Raw genomic sequence first — 17,713 nt, 5'->3', positions numbered from 1 at the left:
CGGCCGCCAGCCACCCTGCGGCGCCTCAGCGGCAGGCGTGACGCCGCCCGTCCTTGCCCAGATAGGTGCCCGTCCGCGGATCGTAGGACCGGAAGCGGCGGGCGCAGTAGCCGTCGTCGGCGGTGGCCGCGTAGGGCTCGGTCTCGGCGTAGCCGTAGGTCACCGGCGCGTAGCCGCCGTAATATCCGCCATCGTAGCCGTAGCCGTAGCCCGGGTAGCCGTAGGCCCCGTAGAGGCCGCCGGCGGCGAGCCCGAGCCCGACGCCGAGGCCCAGGCCGCCCACGCCGTAGCCGCGCCGGCCGTAGCCGTAGCCGTACTGACGGCCGTAGAAGCCGCGATTGTAGCCGTAGCCGCGGTTGAAGCCGGCGCCGTGACCGAAGCCGTGACCGCCGAGACCATGGCCGCCGAAGCCGTGCCCCCCGACCCCGGAGCGCCCGAACCCGCCGCCGAGGCCGCGTCCCCCGAAGCCCCCGCCGCCGATCCCGACCGAGCCGCCCCGGAAGCCGCCGCCGCCGATGGCACCGCCCCCGAAGCTGCCCGAGCCCGCCGTCAGCCCGCCCGAGAGGGCGTTGCCGCCGGCATACCCGCCGCCGATCCCTGCGCCGACCGCCTGCGCCTGCGCCGTGCCCGGGATCATCCCGAGCGCACCCGCGAGGAGTGCGCCTGCGATCATCGTGCGTGTCCGTTCCATCTCTGCCTCGTCGGGTGTGATGTGTCTTCAACAGTCAACGTTTCAGTGGGTCCCGCAATCCGGCCGGCGGTTCGGGCTTCGGGCGCGGCGCGTCAGCGGGCCAGCAGCGCCGCCGCGATCTCCGCCCATTCGGCCGCGAGGTCCGCGCCCGCGGCGGGCCGGCCGGCGCGCCGGTACCAGTAGGCGGCGTTGCCGGGGTCGTCCTCGATCCGATGCAGGTGGGCGTGCACCCAGGCGGCGTCCGGCCCGGGCTCGTCCTGGACGAGGGCGTGGGCCCGGGCCCATCCGGCGCCGGACGGGCTGCGGCCGTCCGGCCTGCCCGTCCACCACAGGGCCGCGAGGGGCGCCCCCAGGCCCGGCGGGGGTGCCGGCGCCTCCAGGGTGGCGCGGAAGTCGTCGAGGGTCATCGGTGTCTCCGCCGGTCTCCGGGGAGAACGGGCGGGCGGCGGGCCCCGGTTCCGGCCGCGCGGGCGTCCGGCGCCGGCCGGCGTCCCTCAGGCCTTGTCCGGCGCCCCGGCCGCGCGGCGCAGGCGGGCGCGCTCCGTGGCCTCGGCGCCGGATTTGCGCGCGTGCGCGGCCCGGTTGACCACCTGGAGGTTCGGCAGGCCCCAATAGCCGAGCAGGTCCGGCCAGGGCTCGTGCCGGTGCTCCGCCCAGACGCGGTGCAGCGGCACCCGATGGTCGACCTCCGCGGTGCGCAGCAGCCGCTTGCCCGAATCGGCGCAGCGGTGGCGCTGGCGGGCCTTCAGCACCTTCACCTGCCCGCTCGGGGCGATCCAGAGCTTCCAGGCGGTGACGCAGGCCGTGTGCCAGCGCGCCTGCGCGGTGCGGGCCGCGCCCGTGCCCCAGAGGTCGCGGTGCCAGCCGTAGCGGTAGACCGGCTGGCCGCAGAGGCAGCAATGCCCCGCGCCCCGGGCGTGGGCGGCCTCGCGGTAGGGCGCCGGCGGCAGGCGGAAGCGCAGGGCCGCCTCCCCCGCCGCGGCGGGGGAGGCGGCCGCGGGAGCGTCGGCGGCCGGAAGATCGGTGGCCAGGAGCTCGGCGGCGAGGGTTTCGGCGGCGAGGGTTTCGGCGATCCGTCCGGCCGCGGGTCCACCCCAGCGCCAGCCCGGTGGCGCTCCGGAGCGGGCCGCGAGCGCCCGGGCGAGGCGGTCCGCCCGCAGGACGTGCGCGCGCCAGTAGCTCTCGACGGCGAGCCGCGGCGTCGGCGGCACCAGAGGCCGGGCCAGGGCGTGGCGCAGCACCGCGCCCGGGAAGACCGGCGGCAGGGCCCGGGCGAGGCGCGCCCGCGCGCGCCGGTTCCGCTCCTCCCGCCAGGATGGCGGCTCGGCCGGCGCGGCATCTGATTCGGCGGAGGGCGGGATCGGTCCGGCGGACGGCATGGCGGGCCCTATAACGGGAAGCCCGAGGCCCTTCCAGCGGAGGCACGCACGGCCGGATCAGTCCAAAATCAGCCCAAAAGCGTGCAATTCCGAGTTGCGCCCCTCAAATGGGGGATGAAGGCAGGCTGCGAAGGCGCATCCTGCCCTCAGCCGGGGTCGGCGGGCGGCACGATGTCGCGCCGTCGCCTGAGGCGTGCGCAGGAGGCGACCATGCGGACCCACGAGGATTTCCCCCCCTGGACGCGCAAGCGGGTGCAGCGCTACCTCGACCGCGGGGCCGGGCCCTACGTGGTCCGCTCGATCGCCAAGCCCGGCCGGAAGTCGCGCGCGGCGGCGCCCGATGCCGAGACCGCGGACGCGCAGCCCGCGTCCACGCAGTCCCTGGCGCCGGACTGGTTCCAGGGCTCCAACGTCATCCTGCTGCGGCGCCCGAGCGCCTGACCCGCGCGGGGCAGCGCGAGACCGGCCAGGCCCGCCCGATCCGGGCGGGCGCCGCAGAATTGAGCCGGCCAAGATTGCGCAGGTTCAAGACTGGGCAGACCAAGACCGGGTAGATCCGGCGTTTCCCGACCGCAACAGCGGCCGAAGACCGTCGTCCGGCGGCGTCCCCCGCGCCGATTGCCGATTGCCCGGGCGGGACATCCCTGCCTTACTCAATTCTGCCGTGTGTCGTCCCGCACCCCCGGCGGGGCGCGCGGGCGCGCGACGCGCCGGCCAATCGATACGGGGGAACCATCATGCCAGCGCCCAACCCGACCTTCTCGGTCACGGTCGACGACCCGTCGGGCCAGGTCGCCGACCTGCGCAACGCCATCATCGCCAACGTCGCCTACGCGGGCGCGCTCTGGGCGCAGTTCCTCAACAGCAGCGCCAACATCGAGGTCCGCGTCGAGATCGCCGCGGTCGGCCGCGCGAACGGGGCCAGCGCCTCGAGCGGGGCGATCGGCACCTCGGGCGGCCTGACCCTCTACCAGGACGGCGCGCCGCTGGAGCTCGCCACCGGCCGCGACGTCACGGGCGCCGGCGCCGACATCCTGATCCGCCTCGACCCGACCTACGCCCGCAACGAGCTCTGGCTCGACCCGACCCCGGGGGCCACGCCCGCCATCCCCCAGAACCGCACGGACGCGGTCTCGGTCTTCACCCACGAGCTCGGCCACGGCCTCGGCTTCACGGGCTTCCGGGACGGCACGACCGGCGCCCTGCCGGGCAACTACCTCAACACCTTCGACCAGAACGTCGCGGGCTCCTCCGGCGGCCTCAGCTTCGTCGGGGCGACCGCCCAGGCGATCTACGGCGGGCCGGTGCCGCTCACGGTGGGCAATTACGGGCATTACGGGAACACCTCCGCGCCCCCCGGGGCCGACCCGCTGAACGGCCTGATGAACGGCGTCGTCTACTACCGGGGCCTGCGCTACGGCATCGGCGAGCTCGACCTCGCGATCCTGACCGATGTCGGCGACCCGGTCTTGGTGCGGCGCACCGGGACCGACGGGGCGGACACCATCACGGACGGCGCCCTCCCCTCCGAGATCGTGCTCGGCCTCGGCGACGACGGCGCCTTCGCGGGCGGCGGCAACGACATCGTCTACGGCAACCAGGGCAACGACGCGCTGTTCGGCAACCAGGGCGCCGACACGCTGTTCGGGGGCCAGGGCGGTGACGTGCTCTACGGCGGCCAGGGCGACGACGGGGTGTTCGGCAACCTCGGCGACGACATCCTGTTCGGCAACATCGGCGCGGACCAGGTCTTCGGCGGCCAGGGCAACGACACGCTCTACGGCGGCCAGGGCGACGACGTGCTCTCGGGCGATCTCGGCAACGACGTGCTCTCGGGCGACCTCGGCGCGGATCGCTTCGTGTTCGGAGCGAATTCCGGCGCCGACCTGATCCTCGGCTTCAGCCAGGCGCAGGGCGACCGCCTCGTGCTCGGCGGCCAGACCTACACGCTCGGAAGCGCCGCCAACGGCGACGCCCTGCTCACGCTGTCGGGCGGCGGCACGGTGCAACTCGCAGGCGTGCAGGCCAGCGCCGTCACGGCCGCCGCCTTCGCCTGAGCCCGGATCCGGGCGGTCGCCTCGGCCGTCCCGCGGGGGCCTTCAGGCCGGGCGGGGCGTCGTCGCGGCGGCCTGGAGCGCCTGCGCGCAGGCGGCGGCCTGTTCGGGCGGGAAGGTCAGGACGAGCTGCGCGCCCCCGAGCAGGGTCGGCAGCAGCACCGGCAGGCCGGTCGCGTTCAGGATTCCGGTCTGCCACTGCACCACGGGCAGGTGCGCGTCCCGGATGGCGCTGCCCTCGGGGGGCCGCGGGTTGCCGGGGGCGCAGAGGGCGCTCGCGGCCAGCAGCGCGACCCCGAGCTCGGCCGCCTGGGCGGGCTCGATCTCGACGGGGATCGCCCGCGCGCCGATGGTGATGCGGATGCGCGGCGCGTGCGCGCCCATCTCCACGCCGAAGCTCGGCGGGGCGCCGGCTCCGCTCGGGGCGCCAGGATCACTCACCACGATCACTCACGGAGGCGGCCTCTCCTTGCTGCGGGCTTCGCGGGCGCGGCCGTCGGTCCCGGGATCGGGACCGGCGGCCGCGTCGGGCGAGCGGGGTCACGCGACGTCCGTGCCACAACCCGCGCCCTGCCTCCAGCCCGGACGCGTCCGGCCCTGGAGGCGCAGGCCCGCGGAGACCGGGCGTCCGGCGCGGGCCGTCAGGCGGCGTCGCGGGTCCGCTCGGCCTGGCCGCCGACGCGGCCGAGGCCGATCGCCTTGGCCAGGGCGGAGCGCTGGGCCGCGTAGCCCGGGGCGACCATCGGGTAGTCGGCCGGCAGGCCGTAGCGCTCGCGGTAGCTGCGCGGATCGAGGCCGTGCACGCCGAGATGGCGCTTCAGGGTCTTGTAGCTCCGGCCGTCGACGAAGCTGACCAGCCCCTCGCGGGTGACGGAGCGGCGGATCTCGGCCGGCGTCGGCTTCTCGACCGGCTCGGCCGGCGCCGGGACCGGCTCCCCGGTGAGGCCCGCGAGCGCGCCGTGCACGCTGCGGATGAGGACCGGCAGATCAGCGACCGGGACGGGATTGTTCGACACGTAGGCAGCGACGATCTCGCCGGTCAGCTCGGCCAATTCGGGGTTCAGCCCCTGGTTTTCTTCTGTCATCATCCATTTCCGATTACACGCCCCCGGAGCCACAGATTGCATTTCGGGCCCCGAGATCAAGGGCGTACGGCGACTATGCAGTGCAGCCCACCTCGGATGTATACGCATATCGCCCTCGACGGACCGCGTCCCGCGGCGGCGGATGGACGCGGCGGCCCGGCCCCAGGCATCGCGAGCGGCGCCGGAATCGCGAGGCCTCGGGCCGGTTGACGGGGCGGGGCTTTCAGCCTATCCCGTGCGCCTCCGGCCGATCCGCCCCTCCGGGGGCTCATGGCCCGGAAGCCACGGACGCCAAATCCGTGAATGGCCGCAAGGGCTTGTTGGGGGATAGTTTAACGGTAGAACAGTGGACTCTGACTCCTCTAGTCCAGGTTCGAATCCTGGTCCCCCAGCCACTTGATACCCTTAAGCCTTTCCGACCTCCTCCCAGAACATCCAGGCTACCGGCATTGCCGCTCGTCCCGACGCGAAGGAACCCCTGACGTGCGGGCGCGGGTGCTGATCGTTGCCCTCCTCCTGGCCCTGTCCGCGGCCCCCGCGGCGGCCGCCGGACAGGATCCGCCGGACGAGGCGATCGAGCGCGGGGTCGGTGCGTTCGCGGCGACCGTCCGGCGCGGGTCGGTGGCCGAGGTGCGCCGGCGGATCCAGGATTGCTGGGACCAGCTCGCCCGCGCGCCGCGCGACCTGCAGGGCGCCTTCTACTGCGCGGCGCTGAATTTCGCGGCGGAGGCGTTCGACAAGCGGGCCGCCGCGACCTTCGGCGCCGGCCCGGAAGTCTCCCTCGACGATGCGCGCGTGAACGCGCGGCGCGCGCTGAGCGCCGCCGGCATCTCGCCCACGAGCGCGGCCGGGATCATCGAGGTGATCCGGGAGCGGTCGATCGCGGCGACCGCGCGGCACTTCTGAGCGGTGCGGCCGGCGCTGCCCTCACCGGCGGGGGCGCCGTGAGGCCCGGCGGACGACCGCCGCGCTGTGTCCACTACGTCGGCTTCCGGGACGATCGCTACTGGAACGCCTTCCGGATCTTCGGCGGCCCGCGGGTCATCCACCGGCGCTGGGACTTCTACGCGACCCGCGACGTCGGGCCCGACGACGTGGTGATCTTCGCGGAGGGGGACGAGACCCAGCCCCTGGCCGAGCGCAACGCCAGCGACATCGACGAGCGCTGGCTCTGAGGACGCCCGCGCGCCCGCACGGGGATCGTCCGGCCGTCAGGCGTCCGCCGGCACGGCCGAGTCGAGGAGGCGGTGCACCTGCGCGTCGCGCCGCGCCTGACGGAGGATGATCCGGGCGGCCGCGCGCGCGTTCGCGGCCCGGAGGTCGGCGTGCGGGCCTCCGTCGCGCCGCGCGCGCCAGGACAGGGCCCGGAACCAGTTCGCATTCGCAGCAGCCACGGATCGACGTTCAGCAAACGACCAGTGACCCGTCGGCCGGTTGGCAGCGAGCGTCGACATCGAGACAATCCGATTTGGATGATTCGCCTACGGCGATTGATCGAATGCGGAATGACACCGGCGTCTGAATTTGTAAACGGGAAAATCTACAAAAACGAGCGATCAGTCCGGGCGCGAGTACTGAGCCCTCGCCTCGCATGATTGAAGAGGCTCCCGCTTCGTCTACACCGCGAAGGTAACGCCCAGGCAGTGCGCAGTGCGTCGGGCAACCGTGCAGGGCCGGTCGAGACCCGCGCGCTCGATGGTCAGCCGGAAGGTCTCCGGAATGCCAGCGGTCGTCCGGACCTCGAGCAGCGCGCCCTCGCCGGAGATGTTGCGAACGAGGCAGTCGACGGGTTCGGGCTCATCCTGCAACCACAACTCTCCGATGCGAAACAGATCCGCACGCGGAACGCGACGACGCTCTGCCCTCATGGTCGATCCCCAGCCCGAATGACCGAAAATTCACTGACTCGTCTTGGGGGGCGCCCATCTCGATCCACGATCACATCTGACTTTTCGCCAGATCACGGACGAGACCGCACCCTTCACTGTCCTTCCATAGCTGGACAGACATTAATCAATCTTCAAGAAACGCAATCCAGAATAGAAATTGCAGGGGTTGCGGTTGTTTCTCCTCCCTCTGGAACGACTGCTTTGGCGTCTCGAACCCGGCATTCTCGAATGCCAGGGCTCCTTCGCCGCCCCTGCGACCCGAACCCGAGTTGGCGGCCGATGGCTCCCCGCCCGAACATGGTCACCGCCCTTCAGGAGCGACCGCGCCCGAGCGCGTGGACGTTCCGTGCCACGCAAGGCCTCGGCGTCCTCCTCGTGATCCTCGTGCTCGACGCGGCCGTCCTCGATTGGCGCATGTGCCGCGAGGTGCAGGCCGGTTCCAGGCAGCTGCACCACGGCGTGACGCAGGCGATCACGGTCCTCAGGCTCCGGGTGGGCTGGTGGTGATCGTCCCGCGCGCCTGAGCCCGCGCCGTCCGGATCGGCCCGCCCGGAACGACGAAGCCCCGCAGCCTCTCGGCCACGGGGCTCCTCGGTTTCCGCAGCGAGGGGCTCAGGCGAGGTAGCCCGCCCCCGTACCGAAGGTCGGCTGCGTCACGCCCGAGAGCTCCACCGTGCCGCCGCCGGAGAGCGTCAGCAGGGCGTTGCCGCTGGCGGCCGTCCCCACCGTGTAGGTCTGGCCCTGGAGGTCGAGGCGGTCGCCCTGGCCCTGGCTGAAGCCGAGGATCAGGTCGCGGCCCGAGTTCTGGCCGAACACGTAGCGGTCGGCCCCGAGGTCGCCCGACAGCACGTCGTCGCCGAGGTCGCCGGAGAGCACGTCGTCCCCCTGCCCCCCGAACAGCGTGTCGGCGCCCTGGCCGCCGTAGAGGCTGTCGGCGCCCTGGCCCCCGAGCAGCAGGTCCGCGCCGAGGTTGCCGAACACGAGGTCGTTGCCGCGGTCGCCGGACAGGCGGTCGTCGCCGAGGTCTCCCTGCACCCGGTCATCGCCCTGCCCGCCATAGGCCGCGTCCCCGCCCTGGCCGCCGTAGAGCGTGTCCGCCCCCTGGTTGCCGAACAGCAGGTCGCGGCCCTGGTTGCCGAACACGAGGTCGTTGCCCGCGCCCCCCGAGAGCGCGTTGTCGAGGCCGTTGCCCGTGACGGTGTTGTTGCCGGTCCCCGCCGTCAGGTCGGCGTTCTCGACCGTGCCCGGCAGGCGCAGGGCGCCGAAGCCCGCATAGGCGGCGGTGTCGATGGAAGCCGTCCCGGCCGCGGCCGTGAGGGCCGCCGGCACGCTCACGTCGATGCGGCGGCCGCCGGTCGCCGGGTCCGTGACGGCCGTGTAGCCGGCGCCCGGCGTGCCGTAGGGCGTGCCGACGAGGGCCGCGAGCCGGTCGTAGGCGGCGGCGTCGGTGCTCGCGTAGCTGCCGTCGATGGGGCTGATCGTGATGCGCCCGGCCGCGAAGGCCGTGGCTTCCGCGTTGGGGTCGCTGCTCGCCACGGCGCCCGTCGTGGTGAACCGCGCCTGGCTGGCGCTGCCCGCGACCGACAGGTCGGCGTCGGTGCCCCGGTCGATGGTGGTGAAGGCGTAGCGCGCCTCGCTCGCGCCGGTGGGCACGTTGACGCTGAGGCCGATGCCCGCCGGCAGGAGGGTCGCGGCGCCGCCCCGGGTGGCCTGGAGGTTCGCCACGAGCTTGCCGACGAAATCCGCCGCCGTGGCGAAGTCCGCGCCGCTGCCGCTCGCGGCGGTGAGCGCGATCGAGGGGATGCCGTAGTTGAACAGGGCGGTGGCGGCCGCCGCGACGGTGGCCGAATGGTTGGCGTTCTCGATGCCGACGGCGCGGCCCTGGTCGGCGCCCACCACCACGAGGTCCGGGCGCGGCATGGCCTGCAAGAGCCCCTGGGGGTCGAGGGCCACGGAAACCAGGGAGGCCGGCGTCGCGTTGCCCGCGTAGCTGCGCGCGTCGTAGGTGGTGATCGTCACCGGGTTGAGGAACAGGGCCGAGCCGACCCCGCTCTGGTCCGTCGTCGGGGCCAGGATCGTCACCCCGTAGCCGCGCGCCAGCAGGGCGTCCCGGGTGGCGTTGAGGCCGGGGGCGCCGATGCCGTCCTCGTTGATCAGCAGGACGTTGAGCGGGCCGCCCGCCGGGGCGGTTCCGGCGAGGTCGACCCCCGACAGGCGCGCCGCGAGGGCGTCGCGCGCGGCCGCCGTCGCGCCGAAGTTCCCGTCGACCGGCGAGACCGTGATCCGGTTGGCGAGGAACTGCGCCCCCTCCGCGGTCGCGCTGCCCGACGGGCTGGTGTTCGGGACGAAGCCCTCCGCGTAGGTCCCGTCCGCCTGCCGGGCATACGGGAAGGCGCTGCTCGATTCCGGGGTCACCTGCGTCACCGCCACGCCCGCCAGCGTGGCGGCGCCCGGCACGTTGATGGACAGGGCCTGGCCGGCGGGCAGAAGCGGCGCGCCGGCCTGCCGGGCCGCCGCGAGGCGGGCGACGAGGTCCGTCGTGAAGGTCGCCGCGTTGGCGAAGGCGGCGTCGTAGCTGCCGCCGGCCGATCCCGCCGAGACGGCAATGGCCGGCACGCCCTCGAACAGGCCCTGCAGCGCCCCGTTGACGGTGCCCGAGATGGTTTCGCTGGTGCCGATGTTCTCGCCCCGGTTCGTGCCGGAGATCACGAGGTCCGGAGCGGCGCCCCCGAACAGGCTCGGGCCGAGCACGTCGAGCCCGACGAGGGCGGCCGTCGCCGGGCGCCCGTCCACGTAGAAGTTGCCCGGGGCGAAGGGCGTGATCGCGATCGGCCCCGCGAGCGCCGCCGCGCCGCCGAGCGAGCTGCCCTGGGCGCTCTGGTTCACCGCCGGGGCGACGATGCGGACGTTGTTCCCCGCCGCGACCAGCGCGTTGTAGAGCGTCTGGATGCCGGGCGCGTTGTAGCCGTCGTCGTTCGTCAGGACGATGTTGAGAGCCATGGAGCGAGCCTCCGCCACGCAATTCGACTTACCTGTAGGCGGTAAATTTCTCGCGCGACGGATTAATGACAGGCCCGAATACGTTCGCGCGGGCGCGAATACCTTTGCCGGCTTCGCGGCGGGGCGCGGCGCACCGCCTCCGCCGGGTCCCCACCCCTCGGTCTCGCCCACAGTCTCAAGGGTGTCATGAGACTCCGCTCTGATGCCCGCGCGAGGGCCCGGGCGAGGACGTCCGAGGGACAGGCCCCGGGGGAAGAGTGCGATGCCCGAGGACGAGAGCGGCGGCGAGGCCGCGATGCTGGCGGCGATCCGCCGGGAGCTGATCGACAGCTACGACGAGGAGCTCGAGCAGAACCTGGAGGAGGAGCGCCTCGCGCGGCTCGACGGGGGCGGCAGCGGCCACGGCCTCGACCGCGGGCTCTACTTCCGCGAGCTGCTGCGCCTGCAGCACGAGCTCGTCCGCCTGCAGGACTGGGTGCAGCACCGCGGCCTGCGGGTGGTGATCCTGTTCGAGGGGCGCGACTCGGCCGGCAAGGGCGGCGTCATCAAGCGCATCACCCAGCGCCTCAACCCCCGCGTCTGCCGCGTCGCGGCGCTGCCCGCCCCGAGCGAGCGCGAGCGCACGCAATGGTACTTCCAGCGCTACGTGGCCCACCTGCCGGCCGCGGGCGAGATCGTGCTGTTCGACCGGTCCTGGTACAACCGGGCCGGCGTCGAGCGCGTGATGGGCTTCTGCTCCGAGGCCGAGGTGGAGGAGTTCTTCCGATCCGTGCCCGAATTCGAGCGGATGCTGGTGCGCTCCGGCATCGTGCTGCTGAAATACTGGTTCTCGATCACCGACGCCGAGCAGGCGCTGCGCTTCCACATGCGGATCGCGGACCCGCTGAAGCAGTGGAAGCTCTCGCCGATGGACGTGGAATCGCGCCGCCGCTGGGAGGACTACACCCGGGCCAAGGAGGAGATGCTGGCCCGCACCCACATCCCCGAGGCGCCCTGGTGGGTGGTCGAGGCCGTAGACAAGAAGCGGGCGCGGCTCAACTGCATCAGCCATCTCCTGGCACAGATCCCCTACGGCGAGGTCGCCCATCCGCCCGTGCACCTGCCCGACCGGGTCCGCCACGACGACTACATCCGCGCGCCGGTGCCGGCGGAGCTGATCGTGCCGGCCCGCTACTGAGCGGGGCCGCGCCACGGCCGGCCGCCGGCGCGCCGGCCGTGCCGCATCCCGCCCGCCCGGGGGCGCTCGCAGGCCCGATCGCGCGGCTCGCCGCGCTGCTGATCCTCGCCTTGCAGATCCTCGCCTTGCAGATCCTGGCGGGGGCGCCGGCCGCCGCCCAGGGGCTGCTGCCGCTGACGGGCGCGGGCGGCGACCCGCAGACCGCTGTGGCGCAGTCGCAGACCTCCGACCAGGTCTCGGTGACGATCGGCACCTCGATCCAGTCCTCCCTCGGCCCCTACGGCGACCCGTTCGGCCTGCGGGCCTACTTGGCGCAGCGCGGCGTCACCTACGTCCTCACCTACATCGGCGAGGGGCTCGGCAACGTCTCCGGGGGCCTGCGCCGCGGCGCCACCTACGGGGGGCGCCTCGACGCCTCGCTCGACGTCGACCTCGACCGGCTGGCGGGGCTGTCCGGCGCCCGCTTCCACACCGACGTCTTCCAGATCCACGGCCACGGCATGTCGCGGGCCTACGTGAACAACCTGACGACGGTCTCGGGCATCGAGGCCCTGCCGGCGACCCGGCTGTTCGAATTGTGGGTGGAGCAGCGCCTCCTCGACGACAAGCTTTCCGTGAAGGTCGGCCAGGTCTCCGCCGACACCGAGTTCGCCATCGCCCAGTCGGCGGTGGTGTTCCTCAACGCCGGCTTCGGCTGGCCGAACATCGGCGCCGTGGTGCTGCCGAGCGGCGGGCCGATCTACCCCCTCGCGACCCCGGCGGTGCGGGTGAAGTGGGTGCCGACCGAGGCCCTCTCCTTCCAGGTGGGCCTGTTCAACGGCGATCCGGCGGGCGTGCCGGCCCAGGGCGACACCACGGACCCGCAGCGGCGCAACCGCACCGGCACGAGCTTCCGGGTGAACGACCCCGCCCTCCTGATCGGCGAGGTCGCCTACGCCTACGCGGGCCTGCCCTTCGCCGAGGTTTTGCCCTTCGCCGAGGGCCTGTCCTTCGGCGAGGGCCTGCCCGGCACCGCGACGCTGGGCGCCTGGCATCATTTCGGCCGCTTCGACAGCCCGCGGCTCGACAGCGTCGGCGGCCGCCTCCTCGCCGACCCGGAGGCCAGCGGCATCGCCCGGCGCTTCCGCGGCGACAGCGGGATCTACGCCATCCTCGACCAGACGCTCTACCGGGAGCCCGGCGCTCCCGAGCGGGGCGCCTCGGCCTTCCTGCGCCTCTCGGGCGTGCCGGGCGACCGCAACCTGATCGACCTCTACGTGGATGCCGGCATCGCCTACAAGGGCCTGCTGCCGGGCCGCCCGAACGACACGGCGGCCCTCGGGGTCATCCACTCCCGCATCGGCCCGGCCGCGCGGGCCTTCGACCGCGACGCGATCCGCCTCGGCAGCGGCACGGGGCCGATCCGGAGCAGCGAGACGGTGATCGAGGCGACCTACCAGGCCGAGGTGGTGCCGGGCTTCACGGTGCAGCCCGACCTCCAGTACGTGATGCGCCCGGGCGGCGGCCTCGCGGACGCGAACGGCCGCCGCCTGCGCAACGCCACGGTGCTGGGGCTGCGGGCGACGGTCAACTATTAGGAGATGCCGCGTCTTAACCGAAGCCATGGGCGGCTCGCGACCCGTGGCGCGCCGCGGGATGGTCCGCTTCGAGGCGCTGGGTGAAGCAGAGAAGCACGACTGCTATGGGGTGGATTTCTGCCGGTCCGCTCTCGAAGCGATTGAATGCCAAAGCGGCCGTGGCTAACCATGCACGATGGGCGACTGTTCAAGAGTCGCCATGGGTGTGCTCCTCGGGTTGAACCTCAGCGCTTCACAAAGCCAATGTCGGCGGCCACTGCGCTCAGCCGCTCCGGCTCGCGCTCCTTCCGCTCGCTGTAGCGATCGACCAGGTAGTCGGCCCGATCGCGGGTCAGGAGCGTGAACTTCATCAGCTCCTCACACACGTCCACGACGCGCTCATAGAGCGGCCCCGGCTTCATCCGGCCGGCGTCGTCGAACTCCTTGTAGGCCATTGGCACCGACGACTGGTTCGGGATGGTGATCATCCGCATCCAGCGGCCGAGCAGGCGCAGGCTGTTCACCGCGTTGAAGCTCTGCGACCCGCCAGAGACCTGCATCACGGCAAGGGTGCGCCCCTGGGTCGGCCGGACGGAGCCCTCGGACAGGGGCAGCCAGTCGACCTGGCTCTTCATCACGCCGGTCATGTTGCCGTGCCGTTCGGGACTGACCCAGACCTGCCCCTCGGACCAGATCGACAGCATCCGCAGCTCCTGCACCTTCGGGTGGTCGGCGGTGCTGTCGTCCGGCAGCGGTAGGCCGTGCGCGTCGTAGATCCGCACCTCGCCGCCCATCGCCTCCAGCAGGCGCGCTGCCTCGTAGGCCAGGAACCGGCTGAACGAGCGCTCCCGGAGCGAGCCGTAGAGGATCAGGAAGCGCGGTGCGTGAGTGAACGCCGCCGGCACCTGCAACTGCTCGGTGGTCGGTACCTCGAAGTGCGCCTCGCTCAGGTTCGGCAAGCCATCGGTGAAGGGCTGGGCGGGCTTGTCCAAGGATCAGCTTTCTTGTACGTTCAAACGATAATTTGAAGATTGTAGCGAAAATGGACGAACCGCAAGCCCTCGCAGCGTTCGCGGCTCTCGCCCAGGAGCATCGCCTACGCCTGGTGCGGTCGCTCGTGACCGCCGGCCCGGACGGCATGGCCTCGGGCGTGCTGGCCGAGGCGGTCGGCGTCTCCGCCGCCGCCGTGTCCCATCACCTCAAGGAACTGAGCCGCGCCGGGCTGGTCGCCTCGCGGCGTGAGGGCCGCTCGATTATCTACAGCGCCGCCTACCCTGTTCTGTCCGACCTGATCGCCTTCCTCATGCGCGACTGCTGTCAGGGCCGCCCGGAAGTCTGTGCCCCGGCGATGGCCGCACTGGCCAACTGCTGTCCCCCAAACGGAGAGACTGTCCGTACCTGAGATGTTCGACGTCGTGATCTACCACAACCCCAAGTGCGGCACGTCCCGCAACAGCTGCATGCCGTCGGACTACCTGGCGTAGGGATCTGGCTGGTGCTCTACGGCGGCGGCAACGGGATCTATTCGATCGCGCGAGGGACGGTGCCTTTGGCCCTGTTCGGCCCCGTGCGCTACCCGCTGGTGGTCGGCCGCTTGGCCCGGCCGGGACTGATCACGCAGGCGCTCGCCCCGCCAGCCGGGGCGTTCGTGCTAACCCACGCCAGCCCGGGTGCCCTGTGGTGGCTGTTGCTCGCCCTAAGCCTCGCCAACCTCTCCCTCGTCGTAGCGCTATGGCAGGCGCGATAGCTGATCCGACCGCGCCATTCGACTCGACCTCTGATCCGAGCTTGCCATTGGCAAGTAGCGGACGACCGCTTTGAGGAAGGCCAAGCGCCTATCCGATAGTCCGGCATGGGTCGATAAAGGACCGTCCGGTTTCGGCCGCGGCGTCGAAGTCTGCTCCCTGACCCCCGGTCGCCCTTCGCGCTGTCGAGCGGATCGGGCTTCGACCTGCGATCCTGCGGCGGCCGGTCCGCCTCAGGCCCTAGGGCCGCCGCCGCGCCCGCCCGTAGGCCCGATGCCGAGGCCGCGGATCAGCGCGAAGGCGGCGAGCGCCGAGGCGACGGCGAGCAGGATCGCCAGGGTCGAGCCGTCCTCGTACTCGGCCAGCGGCAGGCCCTTGGTGTTCATGCCGAACAGGCCGGTGACGAGGGTCGGGGGCAGGAACAGGGCCGTCAGGATCGAGAGCGTGTAGAGCTGGCGGTTCGATTGCCGGGCGAGGTGGGCGGAGAGCTCCTCCTGCAGGAGCCGGCTGCGGTCGGCCAGCACGCACATGTCCCGGTCGAGGGCGTCGAGGCGCTGCGCCACCCGCGCCGCCGTGGTGCCGGCCGCCTCGGGCAGGCGCTCGCCCTCCTGACCCTCCAGCCGGTGGAAGACCGCCCGCAGGCCGAGGAGCTGGCGGTGCAGGCGCACGGCGTCGCGGCGGATCGGCCCGAGCCGGCGGCTCTCGTGGCGGATCCGCTCCTCCAGGATGTGGTCCTCGATCTCGTCGAGCTCGTCGGAGAGCCGCGTGCCGGCCGCCGCCATGGCCTCGACCACGTGCCCGACGAGGTGCTCGAGGAGCGCCACCGGCCCGGCGAGGCTTTGGCCCTCGGCGGCCGCGTCGCGGGAGGCCGCGGGGCCGCGGATCGGGTGGCGCCGCCCGCTGACCAGGACGTCCCGGCCCATCACGAAGTGCAGCCGCCCGCCCGCATCGGTGCCCGGGCGGCGGGCGGCCTCGGGGCCGGCCGCGGCCTCGCCCGTGGGATCGGCCACAAGGTCCGCCACCACCCCGCCGACATGGTCGCCCGAGACCGCGACGCGCTGGTGCGGGTCGGCCCCGAAGGCGGCGGCTACGAGGGCCGGCGGCCCGAGGCGGCCCGCGGCGGCGAGGGCGGGGAGGCGCGCGTCGTTGAGGTTGAGGTGGAGCCAGACGAAGCCCTCGCCGAAGCTGCCGGGCGCCGGCACCGGCTCCCCGGGGCCGAGCAGGCGGCCGCGGCCCGCGCCGTCGAAGCGCATCGCCCAGATCAGGCCGGGCAGCGCCGGCTCGTCGGTGAGGAGGCGCGCCGGCGCCGCGGACACGGCTCAGAAGACCTTCGAGAACAGGACGTAGAGGGTGCCCGAGAGGATCATCGCCACGGGCAGCGTCAGCACCCAGGCCAGGGCGAGCGCCCGCAGGGTCGAGAGCTGGAGCCCGGAGCGGTTGGCCGCCATGGTGCCGGCGACGCCCGAGGAGAGCACGTGGGTGGTCGAGACCGGCAGGCCGAACATGTCCGCCGCCCCGATGGTGCCCGCCGCCACGAGCTCGGCCGAGGCGCCCTGCGCGTAGGTGAGGTGGGTCTTGCCGATCTTCTCCCCGACCGTGATCACGATGCGCTTCCAGCCCACCATGGTGCCGAGGCCCAGCGCCACCGCCACCGCGATCTTGACCCAGAGCGGGATGAAGCGCGTCGCGGCGTCGAGGCTGCCCTTGTAGGCCTTCAGCGTCTCGACCTCGGCGGGCGAGAGCGCGCTCTCCTTGTCCTTCATCAGGAAGCGGATCGCCTCCGAGGCGAGGTACATGTCGTTGCGGGTGTTGCCGACCGCCTCGGCCGGGACCTTGGCGAGGGTGCCGTAGCGGTCGACGGCCTCGCCGATCTGCCGGATCAGCACGCTGAGCGAGGGGTAGGTGCCGCCCTCGATGGTGTGGGCGGCCACGTAGGCGGTCACCGCGGGCCGCGGGTCGCCGATCACGTCGTAGCCGGCGGCCTTGCGGGCCACGACCTCGGAGGCGGCCTGCGAGGTCGTCCGGAAGGTGGCCACGGCCGAGTCCGGCAGGGCGCGGTTGAGCGCGTAGGCGGTGGGCACCGTGCCGATCAGGATCAGCATGATCAGGCCCATGCCCTTCTGGCCGTCGTTCGAGCCGTGGGCGAAGGAGACGCCCGTGCAGGTCGCGATCAGGAGGCCGCGGATCCACAGGGGCGGCGGGGCCTTACCCTTCGGCTCGGCGTAGAGGGCGGGGTTGCGCACCACGGTCTTCAGCACGAGGAGCAGGGCGCCGGCCGCCACGAAGCCGAAGACCGGCGAGAGCAGCAGCGACCAGCCGATCTCGGTGGCCTTCGACCAGTCGACGCCCGAGGTGCCCGAGCGCCCGTGCAGGAGGGCGTTGGCGACGCCGACGCCGATGATCGAGCCGATCAGCGTGTGCGAGGAGGAGGCCGGCAGGCCGAGGTACCAGGTGCCGAGGTTCCACAGGATCGCGGCGATGAGGAGCGCGAACACCATCGCGAAGCCCGCCCCGGAGCCGACCTGCAGGATCAGCTCGACGGGCAGCAGGCTGACGATGCCGAAGGCCACCGCGCCCGAGGAGAGCAGAACGCCGAGGAAATTGAAGAAGCCGGACCAGACCACGGCGACGTTCGCGGGCAGGGAGTGGGTGTAGATCACCGTCGCCACGGCGTTCGCGGTGTCGTGGAAGCCGTTCACGAACTCGAAGCCGAGGGCGATCACCAGCGCCACGAAGAGCAGGAGGTAGGGCAGGTAGGTGGTGATCCGGACGCCCGTGGCCTCGACATCCGCGTAGATGCTGTAGCCGACGTAGAGCAGCGCCGCGGCGATCAGGGCCGTGAACAGTGCCGTGACCAGGAGGGAGCGCGAGCCGTCGAGGTTCGGCCGCCCGTGCGGCTCCAGCGCGGGCTGCGGGGCGAGGCCGCCGCCGAAGCCCTGTGCGGGGGAATGCGACATGGTTCAGCTCCCGGACGGCCGACGATGGATTACAAATCCTTGCCGTTCGTGCGATCGACACCAGAGGTTGACGACAGGTTGATGACGGCCCGCGACGCGCGAGCCGGATCGCCCGCGGCCCTGCATGCACCGCGGGGCTGCCTCCCGCGCGGACCCGCTCCCAAGCGGACCCCGGGTCCC

19 protein-coding genes, 1 tRNA gene and 1 pseudogene are annotated in these 17,713 nt (G+C 72.7%); 10 read left to right on the top strand and 11 right to left on the bottom strand.

Features of this window, described 5'->3' with window-relative positions; all coding sequences use genetic code 11:
• Nucleotides 1-25 precede the first annotated feature (25 nt).
• The 3 genes from ACLBXP_RS07550 to ACLBXP_RS07540 all read right to left on the bottom strand — a co-directional run bounded on the left by ACLBXP_RS07550 (nt 26) and on the right by ACLBXP_RS07540 (nt 2,070).
• Nucleotides 26-691, bottom strand: coding sequence for a BA14K family protein (locus tag ACLBXP_RS07550; protein ID WP_447666970.1), 666 nt, complete (start codon nt 689-691; stop codon nt 26-28).
• 92 nt (nt 692-783) lie between these two features.
• Nucleotides 784-1,098, bottom strand: coding sequence for a hypothetical protein (locus ACLBXP_RS07545; RefSeq protein ID WP_447666969.1), 315 nt, complete (start codon nt 1,096-1,098; stop codon nt 784-786).
• A gap of 87 nt (nt 1,099-1,185) precedes the next feature.
• Nucleotides 1,186-2,070 carry a hypothetical protein gene (locus ACLBXP_RS07540; RefSeq protein ID WP_447666968.1) on the bottom strand — a complete coding sequence of 295 codons (885 nt, stop codon included), beginning with the start codon at nt 2,068-2,070 and terminating at the stop codon, nt 1,186-1,188.
• 210 nt (nt 2,071-2,280) lie between these two features.
• Here ACLBXP_RS07540 and ACLBXP_RS07535 point away from each other — a divergent pair, with 210 nt between their 5' ends.
• Together ACLBXP_RS07535 and ACLBXP_RS07530 are read left to right on the top strand one after the other, a co-directional pair.
• The gene (locus ACLBXP_RS07535) at nt 2,281-2,511 is read left to right on the top strand and encodes a hypothetical protein (RefSeq protein ID WP_447666967.1); all 231 of its coding nucleotides are present in this window, start codon (nt 2,281-2,283) and stop codon (nt 2,509-2,511) included.
• A gap of 296 nt (nt 2,512-2,807) precedes the next feature.
• Nucleotides 2,808-4,127, top strand: a complete 1,320-nt coding sequence (locus ACLBXP_RS07530) for a calcium-binding protein (RefSeq protein WP_447666966.1) — start codon at nt 2,808-2,810, stop codon at nt 4,125-4,127.
• A gap of 42 nt (nt 4,128-4,169) precedes the next feature.
• Here ACLBXP_RS07530 and ACLBXP_RS07525 read toward each other — a convergent pair whose 3' ends face one another.
• Both ACLBXP_RS07525 and ACLBXP_RS07520 read right to left on the bottom strand, forming a co-directional pair.
• On the bottom strand, nt 4,170-4,565 hold the full coding sequence (locus tag ACLBXP_RS07525; protein WP_447666965.1) for a hypothetical protein: 396 nt from the start codon (nt 4,563-4,565) through the stop codon (nt 4,170-4,172).
• A 200-nt stretch (nt 4,566-4,765) separates the two neighbouring features.
• Nucleotides 4,766-5,209, bottom strand: a complete 444-nt coding sequence (locus ACLBXP_RS07520; RefSeq protein WP_447667118.1) for a MucR family transcriptional regulator — start codon at nt 5,207-5,209, stop codon at nt 4,766-4,768.
• 321 nt (nt 5,210-5,530) lie between these two features.
• Here ACLBXP_RS07520 and ACLBXP_RS07515 point away from each other — a divergent pair.
• The 3 genes from ACLBXP_RS07515 (at nt 5,531) to ACLBXP_RS07505 (ending at nt 6,384) form a co-directional block, all read left to right on the top strand.
• Nucleotides 5,531-5,604: transfer RNA gene (locus ACLBXP_RS07515), tRNA-Gln, on the top strand.
• 88 nt (nt 5,605-5,692) lie between these two features.
• On the top strand, nt 5,693-6,115 hold the full coding sequence (locus tag ACLBXP_RS07510; RefSeq protein WP_447666964.1) for a hypothetical protein: 423 nt from the start codon (nt 5,693-5,695) through the stop codon (nt 6,113-6,115).
• A gap of 38 nt (nt 6,116-6,153) precedes the next feature.
• Complete coding sequence (locus tag ACLBXP_RS07505) at nt 6,154-6,384, top strand: hypothetical protein (RefSeq protein WP_447666963.1); 231 nt, start codon at nt 6,154-6,156, stop codon at nt 6,382-6,384.
• A gap of 36 nt (nt 6,385-6,420) precedes the next feature.
• Here the strand turns inward: ACLBXP_RS07505 and ACLBXP_RS07500 are convergent, their stop codons facing one another.
• Nucleotides 6,421-6,603: a hypothetical protein gene (locus ACLBXP_RS07500; RefSeq protein ID WP_447666962.1), complete on the bottom strand. Its 183-nt coding sequence runs from the start codon at nt 6,601-6,603 to the stop codon at nt 6,421-6,423.
• A 222-nt stretch (nt 6,604-6,825) separates the two neighbouring features.
• The gene (locus ACLBXP_RS07495) at nt 6,826-7,077 is read right to left on the bottom strand and encodes a PilZ domain-containing protein (protein ID WP_447666961.1); all 252 of its coding nucleotides are present in this window, start codon (nt 7,075-7,077) and stop codon (nt 6,826-6,828) included.
• Between the two features lie 300 nt (nt 7,078-7,377).
• On the opposite strand from ACLBXP_RS07495, the gene ACLBXP_RS07490 reads away from it, so the two are divergent.
• Nucleotides 7,378-7,605, top strand: a complete 228-nt coding sequence (locus tag ACLBXP_RS07490; RefSeq protein ID WP_447666960.1) for a hypothetical protein — start codon at nt 7,378-7,380, stop codon at nt 7,603-7,605.
• A gap of 105 nt (nt 7,606-7,710) precedes the next feature.
• Here ACLBXP_RS07490 and ACLBXP_RS07485 read toward each other — a convergent pair whose 3' ends face one another.
• A complete protein-coding gene (locus tag ACLBXP_RS07485; RefSeq protein WP_447666959.1) occupies nt 7,711-10,098 on the bottom strand; it encodes a 5'/3'-nucleotidase SurE in 2,388 nt (795 codons plus the stop codon).
• Nucleotides 10,099-10,360: 262 nt separating this feature from the next.
• Here ACLBXP_RS07485 and ppk2 point away from each other — a divergent pair, with 262 nt between their 5' ends.
• Nucleotides 10,361-11,275 carry a polyphosphate kinase 2 gene (gene ppk2, locus ACLBXP_RS07480; RefSeq protein ID WP_447666958.1) on the top strand — a complete coding sequence of 305 codons (915 nt, stop codon included), beginning with the start codon at nt 10,361-10,363 and terminating at the stop codon, nt 11,273-11,275.
• A gap of 125 nt (nt 11,276-11,400) precedes the next feature.
• On the top strand, nt 11,401-12,852 hold the full coding sequence (locus ACLBXP_RS07475; RefSeq protein WP_447667117.1) for a carbohydrate porin: 1,452 nt from the start codon (nt 11,401-11,403) through the stop codon (nt 12,850-12,852).
• 224 nt (nt 12,853-13,076) lie between these two features.
• Here ACLBXP_RS07475 and arsH read toward each other — a convergent pair whose 3' ends face one another.
• A complete protein-coding gene (gene arsH / locus ACLBXP_RS07470; RefSeq protein ID WP_447666957.1) occupies nt 13,077-13,823 on the bottom strand; it encodes an arsenical resistance protein ArsH in 747 nt (248 codons plus the stop codon).
• 50 nt (nt 13,824-13,873) lie between these two features.
• Here arsH and ACLBXP_RS07465 point away from each other — a divergent pair, with 50 nt between their 5' ends.
• Together ACLBXP_RS07465 and ACLBXP_RS07460 are read left to right on the top strand one after the other, a co-directional pair.
• A complete protein-coding gene (locus tag ACLBXP_RS07465; protein WP_447666956.1) occupies nt 13,874-14,233 on the top strand; it encodes an ArsR/SmtB family transcription factor in 360 nt (119 codons plus the stop codon).
• 54 nt (nt 14,234-14,287) lie between these two features.
• Nucleotides 14,288-14,578, top strand: a pseudogene (locus ACLBXP_RS07460) (MFS transporter); the annotation flags it as partial.
• A gap of 231 nt (nt 14,579-14,809) precedes the next feature.
• Here the strand turns inward: ACLBXP_RS07460 and ACLBXP_RS07455 are convergent.
• Together ACLBXP_RS07455 and ACLBXP_RS07450 are read right to left on the bottom strand one after the other, a co-directional pair.
• On the bottom strand, nt 14,810-15,892 hold the full coding sequence (locus ACLBXP_RS07455; RefSeq protein ID WP_447666955.1) for a CorA family divalent cation transporter: 1,083 nt from the start codon (nt 15,890-15,892) through the stop codon (nt 14,810-14,812).
• A gap of 3 nt (nt 15,893-15,895) precedes the next feature.
• Nucleotides 15,896-17,533 (bottom strand): inorganic phosphate transporter, encoded by a 1,638-nt coding sequence (locus tag ACLBXP_RS07450; protein WP_447666954.1) that lies wholly within the window; start codon nt 17,531-17,533, stop codon nt 15,896-15,898.
• Nucleotides 17,534-17,713 lie beyond the last annotated feature (180 nt).

The sequence above is a fragment of the Methylobacterium sp. A54F genome (assembly GCF_053346035.1).
The sequence above is the reverse complement of the archived record's forward strand: the minus strand, read 5'-3'. Positions and strand labels throughout refer to the sequence as shown.

Bases quoted from the DNA above. Each gene is read 5' to 3' on its own strand.
- ACLBXP_RS07550 (WP_447666970.1), bottom strand. From the start codon at position 691: ATGGAACGGACACGCACGATGATCGCAGGCGCACTCCTCGCGGGTGCG.
- ACLBXP_RS07545 (WP_447666969.1), bottom strand. From the start codon at position 1,098: ATGACCCTCGACGACTTCCGCGCCACCCTGGAGGCGCCGGCACCCCCG.
- ACLBXP_RS07485 (WP_447666959.1), bottom strand. From the start codon at position 10,098: ATGGCTCTCAACATCGTCCTGACGAACGACGACGGCTACAACGCGCCC.
- ACLBXP_RS07530 (WP_447666966.1), top strand. From the start codon at position 2,808: ATGCCAGCGCCCAACCCGACCTTCTCGGTCACGGTCGACGACCCGTCG.
- ACLBXP_RS07465 (WP_447666956.1), top strand. From the start codon at position 13,874: ATGGACGAACCGCAAGCCCTCGCAGCGTTCGCGGCTCTCGCCCAGGAG.
- ACLBXP_RS07450 (WP_447666954.1), bottom strand. From the start codon at position 17,533: ATGTCGCATTCCCCCGCACAGGGCTTCGGCGGCGGCCTCGCCCCGCAG.
- ACLBXP_RS07540 (WP_447666968.1), bottom strand. From the start codon at position 2,070: ATGCCGTCCGCCGGACCGATCCCGCCCTCCGCCGAATCAGATGCCGCG.
- ACLBXP_RS07490 (WP_447666960.1), top strand. From the start codon at position 7,378: ATGGCTCCCCGCCCGAACATGGTCACCGCCCTTCAGGAGCGACCGCGC.
- ACLBXP_RS07520 (WP_447667118.1), bottom strand. From the start codon at position 5,209: ATGACAGAAGAAAACCAGGGGCTGAACCCCGAATTGGCCGAGCTGACC.
- ACLBXP_RS07495 (WP_447666961.1), bottom strand. From the start codon at position 7,077: ATGAGGGCAGAGCGTCGTCGCGTTCCGCGTGCGGATCTGTTTCGCATC.
- ACLBXP_RS07535 (WP_447666967.1), top strand. From the start codon at position 2,281: ATGCGGACCCACGAGGATTTCCCCCCCTGGACGCGCAAGCGGGTGCAG.
- ppk2 (WP_447666958.1), top strand. From the start codon at position 10,361: ATGCCCGAGGACGAGAGCGGCGGCGAGGCCGCGATGCTGGCGGCGATC.